The following is a 24,640-nucleotide window of genomic DNA, read 5'->3' on the forward strand; positions in this document are numbered from 1 at the left end:
CGTGTGCTCCTCAACTGCCGCGCGGGAAAGGCCTACTGGACGCGTGACTCGGACTCGTCCTCGTCGTCGTCCTCGTCGGGCAGTTTGACGTCGCTCACGGCGATGTTGACCTCGACGACTTCCAGGCCGGTCATCCGCTCGACCGCCGCGATGACGTTCTCGCGCACATCGCGCGCCACCTCGGCGATCGCCACGCCGTACTCGACGACGATCTCCAGATCGAGGGCGGCCTGCGATTCGCCGACCTCCGCCTTGACGCCGCGGGACACGGACTTGTTGCCGCCGGGAACACGGTCGCGTACGGCGCCGAAGGTCCGGGAGATGCCGCTGCCCATCGCGTGGACCCCGCCGACGTCCCGTGCCGCCATTCCGGCGATCTTCTCGACCACACCGTCGGCGATGGTGGTACGGCCGCGTGTCGCGGGGGCGCCCCCGCCGCGCTTGCTGAACTGGCTCTGCCTGCCGTCGTCCCCGCCGGTCACACTGCCGGGGCTGTCGGGCCGGTTCCGCTGTGGGCTCTCGGTCATCGCCGCTCTTCCCTTCGGGGCGGGTTGAACTTCCGTGGCCCACAGTAAGTGCGCTTGCCCGGTCCCGCGCCGTGGATGGGGCAGGGTGGAGCAATGACAACGGCTGACAGCCCGCACCGGGCCGATGGATGGACGTCTGCGGTACGCCAACGGCTCGGTCTCGGCAGACTGCTCCCTTTGGGCGGCCCCGCAGACGGATCCTGGATCGCGGAACGAGCGGCGACAGAGGTGCTGAGGGACGCCGCGACCGGATCGGGGGCCGCGCTGGGGAAGCTCAGGATCGCCCCGGCCGACGAGGACCACGCCCCGGACCCGGTGGTGCCGCGGCCTCCCAGCGGGCTGCGGCCCGGACCGCTGAGGATCGAGGCCGGCTTCTCAGCGACGGCGCGGCGGCCGCTGCCCGCCACCGCTGACGCCTTGCGTGCCGCCCTGCTGGCGGCGGCGGCCCAGCGGCTCGGCCTGGTGGTCGACGAGGTGGACCTCAGAGTGACGGAGCTGCTGGAGGAGGAGCCCCGCCCCGACACGGAGCCGTCCGCCGTCGTTCACGCGGCGGAACCCGACGGATCCGCGGGGATGGCGGCGGCAGGGGTCCCGGGAGTCGTCTCGCTGACGCGGGTGCTGGGCAGCGCGGTGCAGCACTCGGAAGGCCATGTCCAGGTGGAGCTCGCGACGGCAGGGGACCACCGGGCACTCGATGTGGCGCAGGCGGTGCGCGGCGCGGTCGCCGATGCCGTGGAGGGCAGGCCGACGGTCGCCGTGCTGGTCACAGCCGTCGTGAAACGGGACTGACACGGCCCCCGCCGGGCGGCGTGAACCGTGTCGGTCCCGGCCGGGGCCACGGCTGTTCAGTCGGAGAGGCCCGCGAGGTCGCGCAGGCGGCGGCCCTGGGCGGCCCGCTCGGCGGTGCGCTGCTCCTCGTACGTACGCGAGACGGCGCCGCTCAGCAGCGCCTTGGTCTCGACGACCGCGTCGCGCGGGGCGGCGAGCAGGGCCCCTGTCAGGTCGCGCGCCGCCGCGTCGAGCTGGTCGGCGGGGACGACGAGGTTGGCGAGACCGGTGCGCTCGGCCTCCTCGGCGTGCACGAAGCGGCCGGTGGCGCAGATCTCGAGCGCGCGTGCGTACCCCACGAGGTTCACCAGGGGGTGGGTGCCCGTGAGGTCGGGAACGAGACCGAGGCTGGTCTCGCGCATGGCGAACTGCACGTCCTCGGCGACGATCCGCAGATCGCAGGCGAGGGCTAGCTGGAAGCCGGCACCGATCGCGTGCCCCTGGACGGCCGCGATCGACACGATGTCGTTGCGGCGCCACCAGGTGAACGCCTCCTGGTACTCGGCGATGGTCGCGTCGAGCTCGGCCTCCGGGCCGCGCGCCATGTCGAGGAAGGACGGCTCGCCGTCGAAGCCCTCGGGTGCGAATGCCTGCCGGTCGAGGCCCGCGGAGAAGGACTTGCCCTCGCCGCGGAGCACGACGACCCGCACGCTGCCGGGGAGTGCCCGTCCGGCCTCTGCCAACGCCCGCCACAGAGCGGGAGACTGAGCGTTGCGCTTGGCCGGGTTGGTGAGCGTCACCGTGGCAACCGCGTCATCGACGGTGAGCCGTACGCCGTCCTTGTCGAGCACAGAGTCGAGCGAGGTCATGGAGCGCCTCCGGATCGGGTGCAGTCAGCACTTACTGGCAAGTAACTGAACAGTAACCACCCGGACGACCTCATGGTCGGCCGGGTGGCCACCCGGTGTTCCGGTGAGCCCCAGGAGCGGACGTACGCCCGCTCCGAACCCGCTGCCGCCGTCAGGCCGTAGCGGCCTTCTTGCCGCGAGTCGCTCCGCCGCGTCCCCGCAGCGTGACTCCGGACTCGCTGAGCATCCGGTGGACGAATCCGTAGGAGCGGCCCGTTTCCTCGGCCAGCGCCCGGATGCTCGCACCGGAGTCGTACTTCTTCTTCAGGTCTGCCGCGAGCTTGTCGCGCGCGGCGCCGGTAACCCGGCTGCCCTTCTTCAGAGTCTCGGCCACCCGTGCCTCCTCAAGGAAGTGCGCTCTGGACTCTCATGATCACCCCTCCTGCGCTTCCTGGCCACCCATTCGGCAAGGTCCGTACGACCGGATTCCGCGTCCGGAAGCGGCGGAACACAAGCGGAATCCGGCATTCCAAGGGCCTTCGAGCCCCTGAGGGACGGCACGCGGGAAAAACGGCCAGGTCAGGGCTGTACGGGGTGGAGTGGCCGGAAATGAGTGCGCCCGACAGCTATCTGCCGGGCGCCGCGCCGGTGTACGAGACCCACTCACCCAGATGATGGATCACCGATGGGCCGAATGATCCAGAGGCATTGGATCACCGGGCCCCGCACCGGATCCAGGAGCCTCCGGCGGGTCAGGCGAGGGCCACCAGGTCCCGGTAGTCGGCGCCCCAGAGGTCCTCGACCCCGTCGGGCAGCAGGATGATCCGCTCCGGCTGGAGCGCCTCGACGGCGCCCTCGTCGTGGGTGACGAGGACGACGGCGCCCTTGTAGGTGCGCAGGGCCCCGAGGATCTCCTCACGGCTGGCCGGGTCGAGGTTGTTCGTCGGCTCGTCGAGCAGCAGCACGTTGGCGGAGGAGACGACGAGGGTGGCCAGGGCGAGCCGGGTCTTCTCACCGCCGGAGAGCACTCCGGCGGGCTTGTCCACGTCGTCGCCGGAGAAGAGGAAGGAGCCGAGGGTCTTACGGACCTCGACGAGGTCGAGATCGGGAGCCGCGGAGCGCATGTTCTCCAGGACGGTGCGCTCCGGGTCCAGGGTCTCGTGCTCCTGGGCGTAGTAGCCGAGCTTGAGGCCGTGGCCCTCGATGATCTGACCGGTGTCGGGCTTCTCCGCTCCGCCGAGGAGCCGCAGCAGCGTGGTCTTGCCCGCGCCGTTGAGACCGAGGATGACGACGCGTGAGCCCTTGTCGATGGCGAGGTCCACGTCGGTGAAGATCTCCAGCGACCCGTAGGACTTGGAGAGGCCCTCGGCCATCAGCGGGGTCTTGCCGCAGGGGGACGGCTCGGGGAAGCGCAGCTTGGCCACCTTGTCGGAGACCCGCACGGCCTCCAGCCCCGAGAGCAGTCGCTCCGCGCGCTTGGCCATGTTCTGGGCGGCGACGGTCTTGGTCGCCTTGGCGCGCATCTTGTCGGCCTGCGAGTTCAGGGACGCGGCCTTCTTCTCGGCGTTCTGGCGCTCACGCTTGCGGCGCTTCTCGTCGGCCTCGCGCTGCTGCTGGTAGAGCTTCCAGCCCATGTTGTAGATGTCGATCTGCGCGCGGTTGGCGTCGAGGTAGAACACCTTGTTGACCACGGTCTCGACCAGCTCGACGTCGTGGGAGATCACGATGAAGCCGCCGCGGTAGGTCTTGAGGTAGTCGCGCAGCCAGACGATCGAGTCCGCGTCGAGGTGGTTGGTGGGCTCGTCGAGCAGCAGGGTGTCGGCGTCCGAGAAGAGGATGCGGGCGAGCTCGACACGGCGGCGCTGACCACCGGAGAGGGTGTGCAGGGGCTGGCCGAGCACCCGGTCGGGCAGGCTCAGCGCGGCGGCGATGGTGGCGGCCTCGGCCTCTGCGGCGTACCCGCCCTTGGTGAGGAACTCCGTCTCCAGGCGCTCGTACCGCTTCATGGCCTTCTCGCGGGTGGCGCCCTTGCCGTTCGCCATCCGCTCCTCGTTCTCCCGCATCTTGCGCAGGATCTCGTCGAGCCCGCGGGCCGAGAGGATGCGGTCGCGGGCCAGGACGTCGAGGTCGCCGGTGCGCGGGTCCTGCGGGAGGTAGCCGACCTCACCGCTGTTGGTGATGGTGCCGCCGGCCGGTGTCCCCTCCCCCGCGAGGCACTTGGTGAGGGTCGTCTTGCCGGCGCCGTTGCGGCCGACCAGGCCGATGCGGTCGCCCTTGGCGATACGGAAGGAGGCGGACTCGATGAGGATGCGGGCGCCGGCGCGCAGCTCGATGCCGGAAGCGGTGATCACGGAAAAACTCCAGGGCGGTATGGACGGCGGAGGGACAGCGGGCTCACGACTCGACGCCGTCTAATGCACAAGGAGAATTGCCATGGGACTCAGTCTACTGGCGGTGTCCACCTGCTTTACCGCATGCTCCCGGCCCGTCACCGCTTCACTGCGGTACGTCACAGAGCCGGGCACACCCGTGCAAACTGGCTGATACTCGGCGCAGGACGGCACACGCGCCGTGGAGCGGCCGGAGCAGAGGGTGGTGGCCCATGCAGTTCGACGACGACGCCGGTCTGGACACGTCCGAGGTCCAGGACGTGCGCGGCAGCCGGATCCCGGGCGGCCGGGCGACCATGGGCGGCGGCATCGTCGGTCTCATCGCGCTGGTCCTCGGCCTGTTCTTCGGCGTGGGTCCGGAGCAGCTCGGCCTCTCCTCGGGCGACCCGGAGCCCGCGGCTACGTCCTCGTCGGCCGCACAGGTCGAGCAGAGCTGCCGGACGGGCGAGGACGCCAACACCAAGGACGACTGCCGGACCGTGGCGGTGGTCAACAGCGTGCAGGACTACTGGAGACAGGAGTTCGAGCGGAGCGGCGAGACCTGGACGGGAGCCCGGACCGTCCTGTTCAGCGACCGGATCGGCACCGCTTGCGGTTCGGCCACCTCGGCGGTGGGCCCCTTCTACTGCCCCGGCGACCGGCAGGTCTATCTGGACCTGGGGTTCTTCGACGAGCTGCGGACGACGTACGGGGCCGACGGCGGCCCGTTCGCCGAGGCGTACGTGGTGGCGCACGAGTACGGCCATCACGTGCAGAACCAGCTGGGCACCCTGAGCAGGGCGCAGGACGGCCGGCAGGGCGCCGGCAGCGGCTCCGTGAAGGTCGAGCTGCAGGCGGACTGTTTCGCCGGGGTCTGGGCGAACCACGCGACGACCACTCCGACCGAGTCGGGGAGGCCCCTGATCACGGAGCTGACCGAGGCGGACATCCAGGACGGCCTCGACGCGGCGGCGGCCGTCGGCGACGACCGGATCCAGGAGAAGTTCCAGGGGAGCGTGAATCCGGAGTCCTGGACGCACGGCTCGTCCGCGCAGCGCCGCCAGTGGTTCACCACGGGATTCCGCACCGGTGACCCGAGTCGCTGCAACACCTTCGGCTGACGTTGTCGGTGGCCGGTGGAAGACTGAGACGGAGATCACATCCAGTTGGCTGGAGAGGTGAGCGTGATGGCAGGCACGGACGGTGTTCCCACGATCTTTCCGACACTTCTGTACGACGACGCGAAGGCAGCGATCGGAGTGCTGACCCAGGCCCTGGGGTTCACCGCGGAAGGGGTGTACGAGGGCGAGGACGGCAGCGTGATCCATGCCGAGCTGTCCTGCGGCAACGGCCGGGTGATGCTCGGTTCCAAGGGGGGCGGGGGTGTCTTCGCCAAGGCGATGGCCGGTGCCGGGCCCGCCGGGGTGTACGTGGTGGTGGACGACGTGGACGCCCACCACGCGCGGGCCGTGGAGCACGGCGTGGAGATCCTGATGCCGCCCACGGACCAGGACTACGGCTCACGCGACTACATGGCGCGGGATGCGGAGGGCAACGTGTGGAGCTTCGGGACGTACTCCCCGGGGGCCTCGGGCTGACTCCCCCGGGGGCTGCGCCCCTGCGCCGGCCGGCGCGCGCGGTCAGGACCCGCCGGTGTGCACCTGGAACGCGGCGCGGCGTACGGCTTTGGCGAGGGCCGGGTCCGGGTGGGCGGCGGCCAGGGCGACCAGCACCTGGACGGTCCGCGGGTGCCCCACGGCGCGCACCTCGTCCAGGAGCGCGGGGACCGTGCCCTGGACCGCGGAGTCGAGATGGCGGACCAGCAGCCCGGTCTCGCCGTGGTCGGCCACGGCCGCGGCCGTGTCGACCCAGAGCCAGGTGGCCTCCTCACGGCTGAGGACGTCCTGGGCGTCGTCCGGGTCGGTGCCCTCGTACTCGGCGAGCCAGAGCAGTGCGTACGGGCGTAGCGGCGCCTCCGTGACGACGGAGCGGACGACGGGCTCCGCAGGGGCGCCGACGACGCGCAGCGCCTCGAAGGCGAGGCCGCGCAGCAGGGCGTCCTCGCCGCGGGCGACCGCCAGCAGTTCGGCGACCGCGCTGCCGACGGGCCGGGCGGCGAGCCAGGCCCGGTATTCGGCGCGGGCCGGGCCGGGGGTGAGCCGGGCGCAGCCGAGCAGCATGTCGGCCGCGGACTGCTCGATGTTGCCGGCCGGGCTCTGGGCGGCGACGCAGATCTGTTCGAGCTTGACCCAGACCGCCCAGTTGCCCAGCGGGGTGAGGGTGGCGTGACCGGCGCCGAGCGTGAGGGCGCCGACGGAGGCGAGGCCCTCCAGGGCCCAGTCGAGCAGCAGGGCGTTCAGGTCGGCGGACCGCCCGCCCGCGGATACGGGCTGTTCCTGCGGTCCGTACGACACCTCGCACCGCTCCTCGTGGAGCTCCGCGACGCGCTGGCCCAGCAGGTCGAGGAGCGCGGGCACGGTGACGGCGCCCGCCGAGAGCTGGAGCAGGGAGAGCACCTGGGGCACGGCCTCCACGGCTTCCGCCACCGCGGTGGCCTCGATGCCGTCGGGTGAGGCGTGGACCAGCGACCAGGCGTCGAAGAGCGCCACCCAGCCGCGGAGCACGGCGGAGTCGTCGCGGTCCCAGGCCCGCAGCCGCCAGCCGGGGCGGGCGGTGTCGCCGTGGATCTCGATGAGTCCGGCCAGCCTGGCCCGGTCCCAGCCGGCCCTGACCTGGGCCGGGGACAGCTCCAGTGCGGCGGCGGCCCGCTCCAGGGCCTGGGCGGCGAGCGGGGCGGAGCCCGTGCTCGTACCGTCCGCGGCCCAGTGGGCGATCCGTACGGCATCGGCCAGTACGGCCCTGGCCTGGCGTGCCAGTTCCGCCGGGGGCGGTGTGCCCTCGGGTGGGCGGGGGGCCGGCCTGGTGCGCCGGGTCGTCACGGCCTTGCGGGCGGTTGCCTGGGGTCGCGGGCGGACAAGTCGCAGCCTGGAGTCGCGCGGGGTACGGGACGTCACGAGGAGCAGTCTTGCCTCTGACGGCCCGAAAGCCCAAACGGAAGCCGTGTCACCGGGGTTCGGGAGGCTTCCGGGCAGGGGTGCCAACCGGGCGGTTCCGGCGCATCAGCTCACATCAGGGGCGTGAGGAAGCGCCGGAGCGCCTCTTCGTAACCGGCCGGGTCGGCATTCCACATCGCCGCATGCGGAGCCTGCGGTACGGAGTGCAGGGAGACCAGGTCCGGGCGGCGTTCGGCGAGTTCCCTGGACTGCTGCCAGGGAGCCAGGGTGTCGTCGGGGCCGTGGACGATCAGCGTGGGCGCGTGCAGGGCGGTCGGCACCGAGGTCTCCAGGAGCGGGGCTCCGTGCAGTCCGGTCTGGCCCTGGGCGGCCCGGACGGCGAGGGGCAGCAGCGCGGAGGGGACGCCCCGGGCCGAGGCGAGGGCGCGCAGGGTGGTCTTCCAGTCCAGGACCGGGGAGTCGAGGACGAGGCCGCTGATGCGATCGCGGAGGGCTGAGTTGACGGCCGCGTGCAGGGCCATCGAGGCGCCGGAGGACCAGCCGTACAGGATGACGTTCTCCGCCCCGTAGCGCACCGCGTAGCGGATGGCCGCGTCGAGGTCGCGCCACTCGGACTCGCCGAGGTGGGCGAGTCCGTCCGGGGAGCGCGGGGCGCCCGCGTCGCCGCGGTAGGCCAGGTCGAGCACCGGAAACTGCTGGGCGTTGAGGAACCCCATCACGTTCATGGGGTGGTCCCTGGTGGTGCCGAGGCCGTGCACCGTGATCACCCAGGTGTCGCGGGCGGCGGGCACGAACCAGGCGGGCAGGGGACCGAGTTCGCCGGGGACCTCGACCTCCTTGTAGGCGAGGCCGAGGGCGGCGAGCGGGTCGCCGCGGTGGAGCTCCGGGGTGAGGCGGACCCGGGCGCCGGGCTTCAGGCTGCCGAGGGTCACGCGCTCCAGCCGGCGGACCACCGTGTCGGGAGAGACGAAGGTATGGCCGCCGGGCACCTGGTCGATCACCGGGCCGACCACCGCGTGGACACCGCGGGCGGCCAGTCCGTACGTACCGGGGCGCAGCGCGGGGAAGGAGCGGGTCAGAGTGATCTGCCCGGCCGCGGTGGCGTGCACGGTGAGACGGCGGTCGGCGGGGAAGGGCCGTGGCGAGGGCGCCCCGAGGGCGGCGTCGCTGGCGTAGCGGCCGGCGGCGACCGCTGCCGCGCCGACGCCGAGGATCGAGGTTGCGGCCACTGCCGCCGCTGTTGCCGGGCGCACGGCTCCAGTGTCCTGGGCCGGGGCGCCGTTGGCCAGTGGGCAGGGGCCGTACGGCGCGGCGCCGGGCTCAGCCGCGCTGGCCGTAGCCCTTCAGGGCGTCCTGGACGTCGTGCAGCTGGGCCGGGGTGAGGAGGCTCGGGCTGTGGCCGGGCACGGAGCTCGCGGTGAGCCAGAGCCTGCACATCCATTCGAGCTGGGCGGTGCGGTCGTAGGCCTCGTCGAGGGTGCGCCCGTAGGTGACGGTGCCGTGGTTCCGCAGCAGGCAGCCGGTGCGGTCGCGCAGGGCGGCCAGCATGTTGTCGGCGAGCTCCGGCGTCCCGTAGCGCGCGTAGGCGGCGGTGCGGACGGGGCCGCCGAGCAGGGCGGCGGCGTAGTGGATGAGCGGCACCTCGGGGACGAGGGTGGAGACGGCCGTGGCGTGCACGGCGTGGGTGTGGACGACCGCCGCGGCGTCGCTGCCCCGGTAGACGGCCAGGTGGAGGGGGAGTTCGCTGGTCGGGACCAGGTCGCCGAGGACCTGGCGTCCTTCGAGGTCGACGGCGACGGCGTCCCCGGGGCCGAGCCGGTCGTAGGGCACCCCGCTGGGGGTGACCAGGACGATGTCGCCCACCCGGGCCGACACATTGCCCGAGGTTCCGACGACCAGGCCGTCCGCCGCCGTCCTCCGTGCCGTCGCGACGACACCGGCCCACGCCTGTTCGACAGCACGCTCATCCATGTCACCCATACGGGGATCCTAGAGTCACGTGACCGATGTCTCCCCGACGGACTGAATCGGCATCGGTCAAGATCCCCCACATCGGGCGGCACCGGGCCCCGCACCGGCGGCCGCGGTCCGGCCCACCCCTGGCGCACACAAGCGGAACCGGTGCACACGGTTGGGGTCACCGTGCCGCCCTGCCCAGTTCATCTTCCGTTCACCCTGGTTGCTTACGTTCCACGTGCCAATGACGTCGAACGATTGCCTGGGTAAATGGAACACATCACGCTGCTGCTCGCGATCGTGATCGTGACAGCTCTCGTGTTCGATTTCACGAACGGTTTCCACGACACCGCCAACGCGATGGCCACCACCATCTCGACCGGCGCTCTCAAGCCCAAGACAGCGGTGGCCATGTCCGCCGTTCTCAACCTCGTCGGCGCGTTCCTGTCGGTGGAGGTCGCCAAGACGATCTCCGGCGGGATCATCAACGAGAACGGCCTCAGAACCGAGGTCATCTTCGCGGCGCTCGTCGGCGCGATCCTGTGGAATCTGCTGACCTGGCTGGTCGGCCTGCCCTCCAGTTCCTCCCACGCACTCTTCGGCGGCCTCATCGGCGCCGCGGTCATGTCGGCCGGCTGGTCCTCGATCAACGGCGGCACCGTCGTCACCAAGGTCCTGCTGCCCGCGATCGCCGCCCCGGTCGTGGCCGGTCTCGCCGCGCTGCTGGCCACGAAGCTGACGTACCGCCTGAACCGGAAGATCACCGACGAGGCGCAGCTGAAGTCGACCGCCAAGGGGTACCGCGCCGGCCAGATCGCCTCGGCCGGTCTCGTCTCTCTCGCCCACGGCACCAACGACGCGCAGAAGACCATGGGCATCATCACCCTGGCCCTGGTCACCGGTGGCGTCCTCTCCCCCGGCTCCAACCCGCCGGTCTGGGTCATCGCCTCCGCGGGTATCGCCATCGCGATGGGCACCTACCTCGGCGGCTGGCGCATCATCCGCACCATGGGCAGCGGCCTCACCGACCTGCGTCCGCCGCAGGGCTTCGCGGCCCAGACCAGTGCGGCCACGGTCATCCTGGCCTCCTCGCACCTCGGCTTCTCCCTCTCCACCACGCAGTCCTGCTCCGGTGCCGTCATGGGCGCGGGCCTCGGACGCAAGGGAGGCGTGGTCCGCTGGTCCACCGCCACCCGGATGTTCGTCGCCTGGGGCCTGACCCTGCCGGCCGCCGGTCTGATGGGCGCGGGCGCCGAGTTCCTGACCAAGCAGGGGCCCTGGGGCGTCGGGGCGGTCGCCGTCCTTCTCGTCGCGGGCTCCGGCGCCATCTGGCTGCTGTCGCGCCGCAAGCCGGTCGACCACACCAACGTGAACGCGGAGGCCGAGCCCGCGGGCGTCGTCACCACCGCCATCTCCGCGGTCAGCCCGCCGCCGGCCGGTGTCGTCGTACCGGAGCTCAAGACCACCATCTCGGCCCCGGCCACGACGGCCGGAACCCCGGCCGACCCGGCCACGGTGTAAGGACGGATCCGCATGAACATCGACTGGGCAGCTCTCGCGTCCGTCTTCGGCGTCAGCCTCGTGGTCACCGTCGCACTGGTCGGCCTCTTCACCCTCGGCATCACGGGCATGGCCCGGCAGACGTCGACCGCGCAGGGCGGCGGCGGTGGCAACGGCCTGGTGCGCACCGGCGCGTACGCCTGCTTCGGGCTGTGCGCGGCGGCGGTCGCGTACGGGATCTATCTGATCGTCGCCTGACCGCTCCCACGCGGGTTCCCGCACCGGGCCGGACACACCACGTGTGTCCGGCCCGGTGTGCGTCTGAGCACATTGAAGCCTCGCAGGTCAGCGGCAGGTTGACGGGCATTCACGGGGCATGGTGGACTGCCGGAGCCATTTAGGCCGGCCGGCACATGGGGGGCGGGTGAAGGAGCGGGCCTGGGTGCGTGCAGCTGCAAGGCGGAGGATTGAGGCAACGCGGAGCGTTGTTGATTGACGCCAACGCCGCAGAGTGCGTGCCCAGGCCCGCGACGCCGCCCCCATGTGCCGGCCGGCCTTACGGCGACAGGAGAGGAAGCCGGTGCGAATCCGGCGCGGTCCCGCCACTGTCACCGGGGAGCAGCCTCCACACGGAAGTCACGGCCCGCCACCGCGGGCTGGAAGGCCGGAGGAACTGCGGATCCGGAAGCCAGGAGACTCTCGTCGCCGGTCACGTCGAACCAGGGCGCGGACCCTGAGTGAGGACATACGCCATGTCTGGCTGCCCTGCGTCGGTCGCTTCACCACCTGTCACGAAGGTCCTCCGAGGCGCGACGGCCGGCTGAGCGGTGCGAGCCGACCGCATCTTCGCGTACGGAGCCGCCGCCGGCCTGATCGCCGACCTGCTGTTCGGTGATCCCCGGCGTGGTCACCCCGTCGCCGCCTTCGGACGTGCGGCGGCGGGCGCCGAGCGCCGCCTGTGGCGCGACCACCGCGGCTGGGGCGCCTTGCACACGCTCGTCTGTGCCGGGAGTGCCACGGGCGCCGCCGCCCTGGCCGCGCGTGCCGCCCGGAACCGTCCCGCCGCCGCCGTGGCGCTGACCGCCGCCGCCACCTGGTCCGTCGTCGGGGGCACCTCGCTGGGGCGCGAGGCCCGCGCCATCGGCAGGGCGCTGGCCGCCGGGGACATCGAGTCGGCCCGGGAGCGGCTTCCGCATCTGTGCGGCCGCGACCCGCAGTCGCTGGACGGGCAGCAGATCGCCCGCGCCGTGGTGGAGTCCGTCGCCGAGAACACCTCCGACGCCGTCGTGGGAGCCCTCGTGTGGGGCGCGCTCGGCGGAGTGCCGGGACTGGTCGCCTTCCGGGCCGTCAACACCCTCGACGCCATGGTCGGGCACAAGTCGCCCCGCTACCGGCGCTACGGCTGGGCGTCGGCACGGCTCGACGACGTCGCCGGCTGGCCCGCGGCCCGGCTCACCGCCGTGCTCGCCGTGGCCGCCGGGGGGCGCCCGCGCGAGGCGGTCCGGGCCTGGCGGGCGGACGCGGACAGGCATCCCAGCCCCAACGCGGGCCCGGTGGAGGCCTCGTTCGCGGGGGCGCTCGGCGTACGTCTCGGCGGCACCCTCGCGTACGGCGGGCGGGTCGAGCACCGGCCGGTGCTCAACGGCGAGGCCGGCCGGGACGTGCGGGTCACGGACATCGAACGCGCGGCGCGGCTGTCGCGCCGGGTGAGTGTGCTGGCCCTCGTCGTGTGCGCGGCGGGGCGGTCGGCCATGGGACGGAGAGTCGGATGAGCGGCGGGCTGCTGGTCGCGGGGACCACCTCGGACGCGGGGAAGAGCGTCGTCACGGCAGGGATCTGCCGGTGGCTGGTGCGCCGGGGGGTGAAGGTCGCGCCGTTCAAGGCGCAGAACATGTCGCTGAACTCGTTCGTCACCCGGGAGGGGGCGGAGATCGGCCGCGCCCAGGCGATGCAGGCGCAGGCCGCCCGGGTGGAGCCGTCCGCGCTGATGAACCCGGTGCTGCTCAAGCCGGGCGGCGACCGGTCGAGCCAGGTCGTCCTGATGGGGAAGCCGGTCGGCGAGATGAGTGCGCGCGGCTACCACGGCGGTCGCCAGGAGGCGCTGCTGGGGACGGTCGTGGACTGTCTGGAGCAGCTGCGGGGCACGTATGACGCCGTGATCTGTGAGGGGGCGGGCAGTCCTGCCGAGATCAATCTGCGGCGCACGGACATCGTGAACATGGGCATCGCCCGGGCCGCGGGCTTCCCCGTGCTGGTGGTCGGCGACATCGACCGGGGCGGTGTGTTCGCCTCGTTCTTCGGCACGACGGCGCTGCTGAGCCCCGAGGACCAGTCGCTGGTCGCGGGTTACCTCGTCAACAAGTTCCGCGGTGACGTGTCGCTGCTGGAGCCCGGTCTCGACATGCTGCTCGGGCTCACGGGGCGGCGGACGTACGGGGTGCTGCCGTACGCCCACGGGCTGGGCATCGACGAGGAGGACGGGCTGCGGGTCTCGATGCGCGGCACCGTACGGGAGTCGGTCGTGGCGCCGCCGCACGGCGAGGACGTGTTGCGGGTCGCGGTGTGCGCCGTGCCGCTGATGTCGAACTTCACCGACGTGGACGCGCTGGCGGCCGAGCCGGGTGTGGTGGTGCGGTTCGTGGACCGGGCGGAGGAGCTCGTCGACGCGGACCTCGTGATCGTGCCCGGGACACGGGGCACCGTGAAGGCGCTGGCGTGGCTGCGCGAGCGGGGGCTGGCCGACGCGCTGGTGCGGCGGGCCGCGGAGGGCCGCCCGGTGCTGGGGATCTGCGGAGGGTTCCAGGTGCTGGGCGAGCGCATCGAGGACGACGTGGAGTCCCGGGCCGGGCTGGTCGAGGGGCTCGGACTGCTGCCCGTCCGCGTCCGTTTCGGCCGGGAGAAGGTCCTGGGGCGGCCCGTCGGGTCGGCGCTCGGGGAGCCGGTGGAGGGTTACGAGATCCACCACGGGGTCGCCGAGGTGAGCGGCGGCGAGCCGTTCCTGGACGGGTGCCGGGTGGGCTCGGTCTGGGGGACGCACTGGCACGGTTCGCTGGAGAGCGACGCGTTCCGGCGGGCGTTCCTGGGCGAGGTCGCGCGGGCCGCGGGGCGGCGGTTCACCGCGGCGCCGGACACGAGCTTCGGGGCGTTGCGGGCGGAACAGCTGGACCGGCTGGGGGATCTGATCGAGGAACACGCGGACACGGACGCGTTGTGGCGGCTGATCGAGACCGGCCCGCCGCAGGGGCTGCCGTTCATCCCGCCGGGTGCGCCGCCCGCGCCCGGTCATGCAGTTGTGGTTGCGACAGAGGAGGCCCTGTGAGTACGCCCTATCCCTTCACCGCCATCGTCGGACAGGACGATCTGCGGCTGGGGCTCCTGCTCAACGCGGTCAGCCCCGCCGTCGGCGGGGTCCTGGTCCGCGGCGAGAAGGGCACCGCCAAGTCCACCGCCGTACGCGCGCTCGCCGCGCTCATGCCCGAGGTCGCGGTCGTGGCGGGGTGCCGTTTCTCGTGCGACCCGGGAGCGCCCGATCCGGCGTGTCCCGACGGTCCCCACGAGACGGGTACGGGCGTGTCGCGTCCGGCGCGGACCGTGGAACTTCCGGTCGGCGCGTCGGAGGACCGGCTGGTCGGCGCCCTCGACATCGAACGGGCTCTCTCGGAGGGCGTGAAGGCCTTCGAGCCGGGGCTCCTCGCCGACGCCCATCGCGGGATCCTCTACGTCGACGAGGTCAATCTCCTCCATGACCACCTGGTGGACCTGCTGCTCGACGCGGCGGCCATGGGTGCCTCGTACGTGGAGCGGGAGGGTGTCTCCGTCCGTCACGCGGCGCGCTTTCTGCTGGTCGGGACGATGAACCCGGAGGAGGGCGAGCTCCGGCCTCAGCTGCTGGACCGCTTCGGGCTGACCGTCGAGGTGGCGGCCTCGCGTGAGACGGACCTGCGTGTCGAGGTCGTGCGGCGCAGGCTCGCCTACGACGACGATCCGGACGGGTTCGCCGCGCGGTGGGCCGACGAGGAGGCCGCGTTGCGCGAGCGGATCGTCGCCGCGCGCGCCCTGCTTCCCCATGTGGTGCTCGGCGACGGCGTGTTGCGGCAGATCGCGGCGACGTGCGCGGCGTTCGAGGTCGACGGGATGCGCGCCGACATCGTCATGGCCCGCACCGCGACGGCGCTGGCCGCATGGGCGGGACGCGAGGAGGTCGTCGCGGACGACGTGCGGCAGGCCGCGCTCCTGGCACTCCCCCACCGGCGCCGGCGCAATCCGTTCGACGCGCCCGGACTGGACGAGGACAAGCTGGACGAGGCCCTCCAGGACGCGGCGGACGGCGACGGCGGGGGCGACGACGATCCGGACCCCGACGGGCCCGGCGGCGGGGTGCCCCCGCAGGGCGGCGGCCCCGAGGACGGCGGTACGGACACGGATGGCCCCGACGACGGCGGTGCCGACGCGCCCGGCCCGGAGCAGACCGGGAGCGGCGACGCGCCCACGCCCGGCGGCGGTGCGGGGGAACAGCAGCCCGTGCGGGCCGGCGAGCCGTTCCGTACGAAGATGCTCAGCGTGCCCGGACTGGGCGAGGGCGCGGCCGGGCGACGGTCCCGGGCGCGCACCGAGCACGGGCGGACGACCGGATCCAGGCGCCCCGAGGGTGCGCTGACGAAGCTTCACCTGGCGGCGACCGTGCAGGCGGCGGCTCCGCACCAGCGGGCGCGCGGGCGTTCGGGGCGGGGTCTCGTCGTACGGCGGGACGATCTGCGGCAGGCGACGCGGGAGGGGCGCGAGGGCAATCTCGTGCTGTTCGTCGTGGACGCCTCCGGGTCGATGGCTGCCCGGCAGCGGATGAGCGCCGTGAAGGGGGCGGTGATGTCGCTGCTGCTGGACGCCTATCAGCGCCGTGACAAGGTCGGTCTGGTCACCTTCCGGGGCAAGGACGCCGAGGTGGCGCTGCCGCCCACGTCGTCGGTGGACGCGGCCGCGGCGCGGCTGGAGACGCTGCCGACCGGCGGGCGCACCCCGCTGGCCGCCGGGCTGCTCAAGGCGCACGACGTGCTGCGGGTGGAGCGGCTGCGTGATCCGTCACGGCGGGCGCTCCTCGTCGTGGTGACGGACGGCCGGGCGACCGGGGGCGTCGACCCGGTGGCGCTGGCGGCGCGGGCCGGACGGCTGCTCGCCTCGGAGGGCACCGCGTCGGTCGTCGTGGACTGCGAGTCGGGGATCGTACGCCTCGGGCTCGCCGCACAGCTCGCACGGGATCTGGGGGGCAGCGCGGTCACGCTCGACGAGCTGCGCGCCGACTCGATCGCCGGGCTGGTCAAGGACATCACTGCTGCCGGGAGGGCCGCTTAATGCCACAGGGACAGCCGGTATCGGTACCGGACGACGGACTGACGACACGTCAGCGGCGTAACCGTCCGCTGCTGTTCGTCCACACGGGCATCGGCAAGGGCAAGTCGACGGCGGCCTTCGGGCTGGCGCTGCGCGCCTGGAACCAGGGCTGGCCGATCGGGGTGTTCCAGTTCGTGAAGTCGGCGAAGTGGAAGGTCGGCGAGGAGAACGCGCTGAAGGTGCTGGGCGCGAGCGGCGAGGGCGGCACGGTCGACTGGCACAAGATGGGCGAGGGCTGGTCGTGGGTCCAGCGCGGCATCCACGGTGACAATTCCGACAACGAGGAGAAGGCCCGCGAGGGGTGGGAGCAGGTCAAGCGCGACCTGGCCGCCGAGACGTACAAGCTGTACGTGCTCGACGAGTTCGCCTACCCGATGCACTGGGGCTGGATCGACACCGACGAGGTCGTCGAGGTGATGCGCGACCGTCCGGGCACGCAGCACGTGGTGATCACGGGACGGAACGCGCCGCAGAAGCTGATCGAGGCCGCCGACCTGGTGACGGACATGTCGAAGGTCAAGCACCCGATGGACGCCGGCCAGAAGGGCCAGAGAGGCATCGAGTGGTGAGTGTTCCTCGTCTGGTCATCGCCGCGCCCGCTTCGGGCAGCGGCAAGACCACGGTCGCCACGGGCCTGATGGCAGCCTTCGCGGGGCGCGGTCTGGCGGTGTCCCCGCACAAGGTGGGGCCGGACTACATCGACCCGGGTTACCACGCGCTGGCGACCGGCCGCCCGGGACGCAACCTCGACGCGTACATGTGCGGGCCCGGTCTGATCGCCCCGCTGTTCACTCACGGGGCGAGTGGCTGCGACCTGGCCGTCGTCGAAGGGGTCATGGGGCTGTACGACGGGGCCTCGGGGCAGGGTGAACTCGCCTCGACCGCCCAGGTGTCCAAGCTGCTGCGGGCTCCCGTCGTGCTGGTCGTCGACGCGTCCTCGCAGTCGCGGTCGGTCGCGGCCCTCGTACACGGTTTCGCCTCCTGGGACCCGGAGGTGCGGATCGGCGGGGTGATCCTGAACAAGGTGGCCTCCGACCGCCATGAGGCGCTGCTCCGGGAGGCGCTCGACGAGTCCGGGCTGCCCGTGCTCGGGGTGCTGCGGCGGGCGCCGCAGGTGGCGACGCCGTCGCGTCATCTGGGCCTGGTCCCGGTGGCCGAGCGGCAGGCCGACGCCCTCGAAGCCGTACGGGCGATGGGTGACCGCGTGCGTGAGGGCTGTGACCTGGACGCCCTGATGGCGTTGGCGCGCTCGGCACCCGCCCTGCCCGACGAGGCGTGGGAGCCGCAGGCGTACCCCCAGGAGGGGGCCCGGCCGGTGGTGGCCGTGGCGGGCGGCGCGGCGTTCACCTTCGCCTACGCGGAGCACGCCGAGCTGCTGACGGCGGCGGGCGCGGAGGTGGCCGTATTCGACCCGCTGCACGACGAGAAGCTGCCCGCGGGCACGGCGGGGCTGGTCATCGGCGGCGGCTTCCCCGAGGTGTACGGACCGGAGCTGTCCGCGAACGAGCCGCTGCGCAGGGCGGTCACGGATCTGGCTCTCTCCGGTGCTCCCGTGGCGGCGGAGTGCGCGGGGCTGCTCTATCTGGCCCGTGAGCTGGACGGGCGGCCGATGTGCGGGGTGCTGGACGCCTCGGCCCGGATGTCCGAGCGGCTGACGCTCGGCTACCGGCAGGCGGTGGCGGTGTCCGACAGCGTGCTGGCCGTGGCCGGGACCCGGCTGCGCGGGCACGAGTTCCACCGGACGGTGCTGGAGCCCGGGGCGGGCGCGACGCCCGCCTGGGGTCTGCATCAGCCGGAGCGCCGGGTGGAGGGCTTCGTGCAGCAGGGCGTGCACGCGAGTTATCTGCACACGCACTGGGCGGCGGAGCCCGGGGTGGCCCGGCGTTTCGTGGAGCGGTGCCGGGGGTGACGTCGCTCCGCCCGCTGGGGCCGGTGCCGGGGCCCGCGTCACTCGGCGACGCCGACCACCAGCCAGATGAAGCCCACTCCCGCGACCGTGCACAGCAGCGTGGAGCGGGCCGGGTGGTCGTGGTGCGCCTCGGGGAGGATCTCGGCAGCGGCGAGGTAGAGGAGCGCCCCGCCGAAGAAGCCGAGATAACAGCCGAGCAGTTCCTCCGGAAGGGTGAACAGCAGCGTGGTCGCAGCGCCCACGATCGGGGCCAGTGCGTCCGCGTACAGCATCAGGAGCGCCTTTCGGCGGGCGTTTCCGTAGAGGCTGGTGATCGTGTACGTGTTGAATCCGTCGGCGAAGTCGTGGGTGATGACGGCGAGCGCGACGGCGGCCCCCATCCCGCCGCCGATCTGGAATGCGGCGCCGAGCGCGACGCCGTCCATCAGGCTGTGGCCCACCATCGCGGCCGCCGCCGTCAGCCCGACCTGCGGCACCCTCTCCTCGCCCGCCCCGTGCGCCGCCTGGCGTACGGCCAGCGAGCGCTCGACGAGATGGGCCGTCAGGAAGCCGCCCACGAACAGCAGCAGGGCCGCCGGCACGCCGAAGACCACACCGCCCGCGGCCTCCACCGCCTCGGGCAGCAGGTCGAGACCGACCACACCCAGCATCAGTCCGCCGGCGAAGCCGAGCACGAGGTGCCGGCGGTCGCTGACGCGCTGCGCGACCCAGCCGCCCGCCAGGGTCATCAGGAACGCGCCGAGCGCGACGAATACCGCCATGGGCCCTTGCTAGCGGATTGACCCCGCCTCCCGCACCTCAGGCCGCCCTTACCCGTGCCCCCAGCCCTGTCCTCGGAAGGACCTTCTGCCATGACCCGAGCCGCGCTCGTCGTCGGCGTCGGCGCGCGTCGCGGCGTCCAGGCCGAGGAGGTGCTCGGGCTGATCCGGAGGACGCTCCAGGAGGCCGGACTCGCGGCCGGCGACGTGATCGAGCTGGCCACCCTCGACACCAGGGCGGACGACCCGGGGATCGCCGGCGCGGCGGAGAGCCTGGGGGTGCCCGTGCGGTCGTACACGGCGGGAGCGCTGGCGGAGGTTCCCGTGCCCAACCCTTCCGCGGCGCCCCGTGCGGCTGTGGCCACCGGGTCGGTCGCGGAGGCCGCGGCGCTCGCGGACGCCGGTGAACTGCTGGTTCCCAAGCGGAAGTCGGCGTCGGCGACCTGCGCGGTGGCCCGCCGGAGGCCAACGGGAGCCACCTCGGCATCGACGAATGGCTCCGAGCCGTTCACCATTGCTGCCATGCTGCCCCCCACTGAGCACATCGAGAGCGCCGGGCCCGATCTGCGGCACCACGGCGACGCGGAAGTACGCGGCCTGGATCTGACCGACCTCGCCGTCAACGTACGGACCGGCACACCCCCGGACTGGCTGCGGCAGCGGATAGCCGCGTCGCTGGTGTCGCTGGCCGCCTACCCGGACGGGCGGCCGGCGCGGGCGGCGGTCGCGGGGCGGCACGGGCTGCCCGAGGAGAGAGTCCTGCTCACGGCGGGCGCGGCCGAGGCGTTCGTGCTGATCGCCCGGGCGCTGCCCGCCCGGCGGCCGGTCGTCGTGCATCCGCAGTTCACGGAGCCCGAGGCGGCCCTGCGCGCGGCGGGGCACCAGGTCGGGCGGGTGCTGCTGCGCCCGGAGGACGGCTTCCGGCTGGATCCGGCGGCGGTGCCGGAGGACGCGGACCTTGTGGTGGTCGGCAACCCGACCAACCCGACGTCCGTGCTGCATCCCGCGGGGGTGCTGGAGCGGCTGGCCCGGCCCGGGCGGACGCTGGTGGTCGACGAGGCGTTCATGGACGCCGTGCCGGGCGAGAGTGAGGCGCTGTGCGGGCGCACCGACGTACCGGGGCTGGTGGTGCTGCGGAGCCTGACGAAGACCTGGGGGCTGGCGGGGCTGCGGATCGGCTATGTGCTGGCCGAACCGGCGACGGTCGCCCTGCTGCAGGAGGCGCAGCCGCTGTGGCCGGTGAGCTCCCCCGCGCTGGCGGCGGCCGAGGCCTGCATGGAGCCTCGCGCCCTGGTCGAGGCGGCGGACGCGGCGGACCGGATCGCGGTGGACCGGGCGCATCTGCTGGCCGGTCTCGCGGAGTTCAGCGAGGTGCGGGTGGTGGAGCCGGCCGCAGGGCCGTTCGTGCTGCTGCGGCTGGAGCGGGCGGGCGAGGTACGGGATCTGCTGCGCTCACGCGGATTCGCGGCGCGGCGCGGGGACACGTTTCCCGGGCTGGGCGGTGAGTATCTGCGGCTCGCCGTGCGCGACCGTGTGACGACCAACAGATTCCTCCAGGCGCTCGACCTGGCGCTGCAGGGGCTGCCCCGGAGAACCGTCGGCTGACGGTTCTCCGGAGCGAGTGGGAGCGGTGCTCCGATGTGCGGACACCGCTCCCACCGGAAGGTGGTCAGTCCCGGGCGCGCTTACGGGCGAGGACCGTGGCGCCCGCTCCGACCGCCAGCAGGACGGCGGCTCCCCCCGCGATGTACGGGGTCGAGGAGCTGGATCCGGTCTCGGCGAGGTCGCCGGAGCCGGTGGCGGCCTGGACCGGGTCGGATCCGGTCTGGGGCTTCACGTCGACGGGCTCCTCCTTGCCGCCCGTGCCGCCCGTGTCGCCGGACCCGCTGTCGCCGCCGGTCGATCCGCCGTTGCCGGAGGAACCGCCGTTGTCCGAGCCGCCGTTCCCGGAACCACCGTTGTCCGAACCGCCGCCCTCGGGCGTCTCGCACGTCGCCTCGGCCAGCGTGATCTCGCCCTCCACCTCGGCGACGTTCAGCTTGAGCGGGTTCACGGAGACCCGCAGCTGGAGCGCCGTCGCGGCCGCCGTCCGCTTGGTCGTCACGGTCTTCGACAGGTCGAGCGTCACATCGCCGACGCCCGGCACCTCGACCTTCGTCGTGCCTCCCGACGTGAGCGTGGTCCTCTTGCCGAGCACCGTCACATGCCCCAGCACCTTCGACTCCGCGACCGGCTTGTGGCCCACCTCGCACACGGCCTTGGACGTGACCTTCTGGATCTCGATCAGCGAGAGCGCCCGCAGCCCCGGCACATGCACCCGCGCCGTGGCGAGGTTGCTGTACCCCTCCGCCTTGTGCGCGTCCACCGTGGCGTTCGCCGTGGCGACGTCGGCCTTCAGCATCTGGAAGGGGCGGCCCTTGTCGACGCCGTCGAGCTCGACGGTGAGTGCGGTCTTCTCCGCGCTCGCCGGCGCGTGGACCTCGTTGAGCGAGGTCATGAGCGGCACCTGGACCGTCTTGTTCAGGAGCGAGACGTCGAGCCCGGCGCGGAGCACGACCGCGCTCGCCTTTCCGTGGCCTCCGCCCGGAGTGGCCGGGGCCGTCGCGGTGGCTGCGTGCGCGGGGACGGCGACGAGCAGTGCGACGGGAGCGGCGGCGATCGCCAGGGCAGCCGAACGGAAGGTGTTGCTGTTCAAGATGGTGGAACCCCCACAAGAGACATGGAGCCACCGGAGCCGTCCAATGGGGGACATCGCGGGCACCGGTGGCCTCGACTCCGTGAATCTTTACGCACAGAGGGTGAACTGGCGGATACCTGGAGCCAGTTCACTCCAAAGAGGGGTTTCCGTGTGCACATTCGAATCCAACGGCACAGGAGTCCCTCGAAATCACCCGTTTCACGCCTCCGGGGCGTGCTCGACGGACGTCCCGGACGGCGCACCGAGAGGGGTTCAACGAGAGCCGGGGCCCGGGGTCACCGCCGGTCAACACGGCGCCCCTTCGGGGGCAGTCCGGCGGTCAGCCCATCACCCGTCCGTTGAGCACGACCGCTCGGGGGGACGCCAGCACCCGTACGTCCGCCCTCGGGTCCTCGTCGTACATCACCAGGTCCGCCGGCGCCCCCTCCTCCAGCACCGGCCGGCCGAGCCACCGCCGCGCGCCCCAGGCCGTGGCGGAGAGCGCGTCGAGGGGCGGGATGCCGGCCTTCACCAGTTCGGCCACCTCGTCCGCGATCAGGCCGTGGGCGAGCGAGCCGCCCGCATCCGTGCCCGTGAAGACCGGGATCCCCGCGTCGTACGCCGCGCGCACGGTGTCGTACCGGTTCGCGTGGAGCCGCCGCATATGGGCGGACCAGCGGGGGAACCTGGCCTCACCCCCTGCCGCCAGGTCGGGGAAGGTGGCGATGTTGACCAGGGTCGGGACGATCGCCACGCCACGCTCCGCGAAGAGCGGAATCGTGTCCTCGGTCAGCCCCGTCGCGTGCTCGATGCAGTCGATCCCGGCCTCCACCAGGTCCCGCAGCGCGTCCTCGGCGAAGCAGTGCGCGGTGACCCGGGCTCCGAGCCGGTGCGCCTCGGCGATCGCGGCCTCGACCTCGCCGCGCGGCCAGCAGGCGGTCAGGTCCCCGGCGTCCCGGTCGATCCAGTCACCCACGAGCTTCACCCAGCCGTCGCCCCGCCGCGCCTCCTGCGCGACGTAGGCGACGAGGTCGCCGGGCTCGATCTCATGGGCGAAGTTGCGGATGTAACGACGCGTCCTGGCGATGTGCCGCCCCGCCCTGATGATCTTCGGCAGATCCTCGCGGTCGTCCACCCACCGGGTGTCGGAGGGTGATCCCGCGTCACGGATGAGCAGCGTGCCGGCCTCCCGGTCGGTGAGGGCCTGCTTCTCGCTGGTCGCCGCGTCGACGGGGCCCTGGTGCCCGAGCCCCACATGGCAGTGCGCGTCCACGAGGCCGGGCAGCACCCATCCGGTGAGCGTCACGGCGTCGTCGGCGCCCGGCGGCCTCTCGTAGGTGATCCGCCCGCCGACCGCCCAGAGTCCGTCCCTCACCTCGTCGGGCCCGACGAGCACCCGCCCCTTGATCCGCAGCACCGGCGCCACCTCGTGATCACTCATGCACAGCACTGTACGAGGCCGTCCGGCCGGGGAGCAGGGGGGCGCTTAGTACCCTCGACGCAGGCGCTGAGAGCGCACCGGCCGACCCGAAGAGAGCAGCACCGTGACACACCCATTCCTCGACCTCGCCCCGCTCACCGCCGCGCGTTTCGCAGCGATCGAGCGGCGGGTGGCCGCCCTCCTCGGCACCGAGCAGGACGTCGTCATCATGCAGGGCGAGGCGCTGCTGCCCCTCGAAGGCTGCATCCGGGGCGGTGCCCGTCCCGGTTCGACCGCGCTGAACATCGTCACGGGACCGTACGGCCAGACCTTCGGCGACTGGCTGCGCGACTGCGGCGCCGAGGTCGTCGACCTGGCGGTGCCGTTCCACACGGCGGTCACCGCCGAGCAGGTCGAGCGCGCGCTGGCCGAGCATCCCGCCATCGACTTCGTGTCGCTCGTGCACGCGGAGGCGGCGACCGGCAACACCAACCCGGTCGCGGAGATCGGCGAGGTCGTGCGGGCGCACGGCGCGCTGTTCATGGTGGACGCCGTCGCGTCGGTGGGCGCGGAGCCGCTGCTGGTGGACGCCTGGGGCGTGGACCTGTGCGTCATCGGCGCGCAGAAGGCCATGGGCGGCCCGGCAGGGGTGTCCGCGGTGTCGGTGAGCGCGCGGGCGTGGGAGCGGATGGCCGCCAACCCGCAGGCCCCGCGGCAGTCGTACCTCTCACTGCTGGACTGGAAGGCCCGCTGGATCGACGGCGGCCGCAAGGCGCTGCCGCACGCGCCCGCACAGCTGGAGATGCTGGCGCTCGACGCCTGTCTGGAGCGGATCGAGGCGGACGGCCCGGACACGGTCATGGCGCGGCACGCCTCGGCGGCAGCGGCGACCCGGGCGGGCGCCACGGCGCTCGGCGGCGGGCTGGAGCCGTACGTCCACGACGCCCGTGACGCGGCGCCGGTCGCCACGACACTGCGGGTGCCGGCGGATCTCGACGCCGCGGCGCTGGTCGGCCGGGCGCTCGCGGCCGACTCCTCGCTGCCGCTGATCTCGGGGGGTGGGGCTCTGTCCAAGGAGATGATCCGGGTCAATCACTACGGTATGCACGCGACGCGGGACGCGGTGCTGTCCTCGCTGGCCGCCCTGGGCGCCGCGCTCGGCGAGGCGGGCCGGAAGACCGATATCGAGGCTTCCCGCGAAGCCGTCGCGGAAACCTGGCAGAACAACTGAATTAACTGAAGCCTGCACCTTCGACAATTCAATCGACGTGAAAGGGGAGCTGCTTTATCGGGAGCAGCTCCCCGCATTCTTCTTCCCCCGTTCCACAAGGCTAAACGCCACAGTTTTCACCCGATCGGCCTACGCAATGCGAACGGATCTCAGGAGAGTTACAACGATGTGACCGACCCCACATCGAGTCCGTTATGGCCGGTAAATTCCGGACAAGACTAGGGAAATCGCCCCTCGATCGAGCCCAGCCCGCGCCCGCGTGATAGCACAACAAGCCC

The 24,640-nt window shown here is 72.6% G+C and carries 22 protein-coding genes and 1 riboswitch; of the genes, 12 read left to right on the forward strand and 10 right to left on the reverse strand.

What is annotated here, in order from left to right:
* Positions 1-32: 32 nt before the first annotated feature.
* On the reverse strand, positions 33-527 hold the full coding sequence (locus OG379_RS09350; RefSeq protein ID WP_393755117.1) for an Asp23/Gls24 family envelope stress response protein: 495 nt from the start codon (positions 525-527) through the stop codon (positions 33-35).
* Positions 528-620: 93 nt separating this feature from the next.
* Between OG379_RS09350 and OG379_RS09355 the strand changes: the two genes are divergently transcribed.
* Positions 621-1,316: a hypothetical protein gene (locus OG379_RS09355; protein WP_405661120.1), complete on the forward strand. Its 696-nt coding sequence runs from the start codon at positions 621-623 to the stop codon at positions 1,314-1,316.
* 56 nt (positions 1,317-1,372) lie between these two features.
* Here the strand turns inward: OG379_RS09355 and OG379_RS09360 are convergent, their stop codons facing one another.
* From OG379_RS09360 to OG379_RS09370, 3 genes are all read right to left on the reverse strand, one after another.
* A complete protein-coding gene (locus OG379_RS09360; protein WP_393755126.1) occupies positions 1,373-2,164 on the reverse strand; it encodes an enoyl-CoA hydratase/isomerase family protein in 792 nt (263 codons plus the stop codon).
* A gap of 151 nt (positions 2,165-2,315) precedes the next feature.
* Positions 2,316-2,537: a helix-turn-helix domain-containing protein gene (locus OG379_RS09365; RefSeq protein ID WP_018518904.1), complete on the reverse strand. Its 222-nt coding sequence runs from the start codon at positions 2,535-2,537 to the stop codon at positions 2,316-2,318.
* A 358-nt stretch (positions 2,538-2,895) separates the two neighbouring features.
* Positions 2,896-4,494: an ABC-F family ATP-binding cassette domain-containing protein gene (locus OG379_RS09370; protein ID WP_104790058.1), complete on the reverse strand. Its 1,599-nt coding sequence runs from the start codon at positions 4,492-4,494 to the stop codon at positions 2,896-2,898.
* Between the two features lie 251 nt (positions 4,495-4,745).
* Here OG379_RS09370 and OG379_RS09375 point away from each other — a divergent pair, with 251 nt between their 5' ends.
* Both OG379_RS09375 and OG379_RS09380 read left to right on the forward strand, forming a co-directional pair.
* The gene (locus tag OG379_RS09375; RefSeq protein ID WP_405661123.1) at positions 4,746-5,633 is read left to right on the forward strand and encodes a neutral zinc metallopeptidase; all 888 of its coding nucleotides are present in this window, start codon (positions 4,746-4,748) and stop codon (positions 5,631-5,633) included.
* A 66-nt stretch (positions 5,634-5,699) separates the two neighbouring features.
* The gene (locus tag OG379_RS09380; RefSeq protein ID WP_393755132.1) at positions 5,700-6,110 is read left to right on the forward strand and encodes a VOC family protein; all 411 of its coding nucleotides are present in this window, start codon (positions 5,700-5,702) and stop codon (positions 6,108-6,110) included.
* 42 nt (positions 6,111-6,152) lie between these two features.
* Here OG379_RS09380 and OG379_RS09385 read toward each other — a convergent pair whose 3' ends face one another.
* The 3 genes from OG379_RS09385 to OG379_RS09395 form a co-directional block, all read right to left on the reverse strand.
* Positions 6,153-7,451: a hypothetical protein gene (locus OG379_RS09385; protein WP_393755804.1), complete on the reverse strand. Its 1,299-nt coding sequence runs from the start codon at positions 7,449-7,451 to the stop codon at positions 6,153-6,155.
* Positions 7,452-7,636: 185 nt separating this feature from the next.
* The gene (locus OG379_RS09390; protein ID WP_405661124.1) at positions 7,637-8,779 is read right to left on the reverse strand and encodes an alpha/beta hydrolase; all 1,143 of its coding nucleotides are present in this window, start codon (positions 8,777-8,779) and stop codon (positions 7,637-7,639) included.
* 67 nt (positions 8,780-8,846) lie between these two features.
* A complete protein-coding gene (locus OG379_RS09395) occupies positions 8,847-9,506 on the reverse strand; it encodes a class II aldolase/adducin family protein (RefSeq protein WP_393755136.1) in 660 nt (219 codons plus the stop codon).
* 246 nt (positions 9,507-9,752) lie between these two features.
* Between OG379_RS09395 and OG379_RS09400 the strand changes: the two genes are divergently transcribed.
* The 7 genes from OG379_RS09400 to OG379_RS09430 all read left to right on the forward strand — a co-directional run bounded on the left by OG379_RS09400 (position 9,753) and on the right by OG379_RS09430 (position 18,276).
* Positions 9,753-11,003, forward strand: a complete 1,251-nt coding sequence (locus OG379_RS09400; RefSeq protein ID WP_393755138.1) for an anion permease — start codon at positions 9,753-9,755, stop codon at positions 11,001-11,003.
* 12 nt (positions 11,004-11,015) lie between these two features.
* A complete protein-coding gene (locus OG379_RS09405) occupies positions 11,016-11,240 on the forward strand; it encodes a hypothetical protein (RefSeq protein WP_393755140.1) in 225 nt (74 codons plus the stop codon).
* Between the two features lie 311 nt (positions 11,241-11,551).
* Positions 11,552-11,681: riboswitch (cobalamin riboswitch) on the forward strand.
* Between the two features lie 128 nt (positions 11,682-11,809).
* Complete coding sequence (locus OG379_RS09410; protein ID WP_405661127.1) at positions 11,810-12,754, forward strand: cobalamin biosynthesis protein; 945 nt, start codon at positions 11,810-11,812, stop codon at positions 12,752-12,754.
* Positions 12,751-14,301, forward strand: coding sequence for a cobyric acid synthase (locus OG379_RS09415; protein ID WP_405661131.1), 1,551 nt, complete (start codon positions 12,751-12,753; stop codon positions 14,299-14,301). The genes OG379_RS09410 and OG379_RS09415 overlap by 4 nt, the downstream gene beginning before the upstream one ends.
* Positions 14,298-16,328 carry a putative cobaltochelatase gene (locus OG379_RS09420; RefSeq protein WP_405661132.1) on the forward strand — a complete coding sequence of 677 codons (2,031 nt, stop codon included), beginning with the start codon at positions 14,298-14,300 and terminating at the stop codon, positions 16,326-16,328. Before OG379_RS09415 ends, OG379_RS09420 begins: the two co-directional genes overlap by 4 nt.
* A complete protein-coding gene (gene cobO, locus OG379_RS09425) occupies positions 16,328-16,936 on the forward strand; it encodes a cob(I)yrinic acid a,c-diamide adenosyltransferase (RefSeq protein ID WP_033305549.1) in 609 nt (202 codons plus the stop codon). Before OG379_RS09420 ends, cobO begins: the two co-directional genes overlap by 1 nt.
* On the forward strand, positions 16,930-18,276 hold the full coding sequence (locus OG379_RS09430) for a cobyrinate a,c-diamide synthase (protein WP_405661135.1): 1,347 nt from the start codon (positions 16,930-16,932) through the stop codon (positions 18,274-18,276). The genes cobO and OG379_RS09430 overlap by 7 nt, the downstream gene beginning before the upstream one ends.
* Positions 18,277-18,314: 38 nt before the next feature.
* Here OG379_RS09430 and OG379_RS09435 read toward each other — a convergent pair whose 3' ends face one another.
* Entirely contained in the window at positions 18,315-19,037 is a 723-nt protein-coding gene (locus OG379_RS09435; protein WP_405661136.1) for a ZIP family metal transporter, read from the reverse strand.
* Between the two features lie 90 nt (positions 19,038-19,127).
* Between OG379_RS09435 and cobC the strand changes: the two genes are divergently transcribed.
* The gene (cobC, locus tag OG379_RS09440; protein ID WP_405661139.1) at positions 19,128-20,639 is read left to right on the forward strand and encodes an Rv2231c family pyridoxal phosphate-dependent protein CobC; all 1,512 of its coding nucleotides are present in this window, start codon (positions 19,128-19,130) and stop codon (positions 20,637-20,639) included.
* A 64-nt stretch (positions 20,640-20,703) separates the two neighbouring features.
* Here cobC and OG379_RS09445 read toward each other — a convergent pair whose 3' ends face one another.
* The gene (locus OG379_RS09445) at positions 20,704-21,729 is read right to left on the reverse strand and encodes an SCO1860 family LAETG-anchored protein (protein ID WP_405661141.1); all 1,026 of its coding nucleotides are present in this window, start codon (positions 21,727-21,729) and stop codon (positions 20,704-20,706) included.
* Positions 21,730-22,051: 322 nt separating this feature from the next.
* On the reverse strand, positions 22,052-23,152 hold the full coding sequence (locus OG379_RS09450) for an amidohydrolase family protein (RefSeq protein ID WP_405661143.1): 1,101 nt from the start codon (positions 23,150-23,152) through the stop codon (positions 22,052-22,054).
* A 103-nt stretch (positions 23,153-23,255) separates the two neighbouring features.
* Here OG379_RS09450 and OG379_RS09455 point away from each other — a divergent pair, with 103 nt between their 5' ends.
* A complete protein-coding gene (locus OG379_RS09455; protein ID WP_405661145.1) occupies positions 23,256-24,362 on the forward strand; it encodes a pyridoxal-phosphate-dependent aminotransferase family protein in 1,107 nt (368 codons plus the stop codon).
* The last annotated feature ends 278 nt before the right edge of the window (positions 24,363-24,640 follow it).

It is taken from the genome of Streptomyces sp. NBC_01166, assembly GCF_045039765.1.
Classification (GTDB): Bacteria; Actinomycetota; Actinomycetes; order Streptomycetales; family Streptomycetaceae; genus Streptomyces.

Coding starts and splice junctions, on each gene's coding strand:
- OG379_RS09380 (WP_393755132.1), top strand. CDS start 5,700: ATGGCAGGCACGGACGGTGTTCCCACGATCTTTCCGACACTTCTGTAC.
- OG379_RS09405 (WP_393755140.1), top strand. CDS start 11,016: ATGAACATCGACTGGGCAGCTCTCGCGTCCGTCTTCGGCGTCAGCCTC.
- OG379_RS09450 (WP_405661143.1), bottom strand. CDS start 23,152: ATGAGTGATCACGAGGTGGCGCCGGTGCTGCGGATCAAGGGGCGGGTG.
- cobO (WP_033305549.1), top strand. CDS start 16,328: ATGCCACAGGGACAGCCGGTATCGGTACCGGACGACGGACTGACGACA.
- OG379_RS09375 (WP_405661123.1), top strand. CDS start 4,746: ATGCAGTTCGACGACGACGCCGGTCTGGACACGTCCGAGGTCCAGGAC.
- OG379_RS09435 (WP_405661136.1), bottom strand. CDS start 19,037: ATGGCGGTATTCGTCGCGCTCGGCGCGTTCCTGATGACCCTGGCGGGC.
- OG379_RS09415 (WP_405661131.1), top strand. CDS start 12,751: ATGAGCGGCGGGCTGCTGGTCGCGGGGACCACCTCGGACGCGGGGAAG.
- cobC (WP_405661139.1), top strand. CDS start 19,128: ATGACCCGAGCCGCGCTCGTCGTCGGCGTCGGCGCGCGTCGCGGCGTC.
- OG379_RS09355 (WP_405661120.1), top strand. CDS start 621: ATGACAACGGCTGACAGCCCGCACCGGGCCGATGGATGGACGTCTGCG.
- OG379_RS09395 (WP_393755136.1), bottom strand. CDS start 9,506: ATGGGTGACATGGATGAGCGTGCTGTCGAACAGGCGTGGGCCGGTGTC.
- OG379_RS09360 (WP_393755126.1), bottom strand. CDS start 2,164: ATGACCTCGCTCGACTCTGTGCTCGACAAGGACGGCGTACGGCTCACC.
- OG379_RS09400 (WP_393755138.1), top strand. CDS start 9,753: ATGGAACACATCACGCTGCTGCTCGCGATCGTGATCGTGACAGCTCTC.
- OG379_RS09350 (WP_393755117.1), bottom strand. CDS start 527: ATGACCGAGAGCCCACAGCGGAACCGGCCCGACAGCCCCGGCAGTGTG.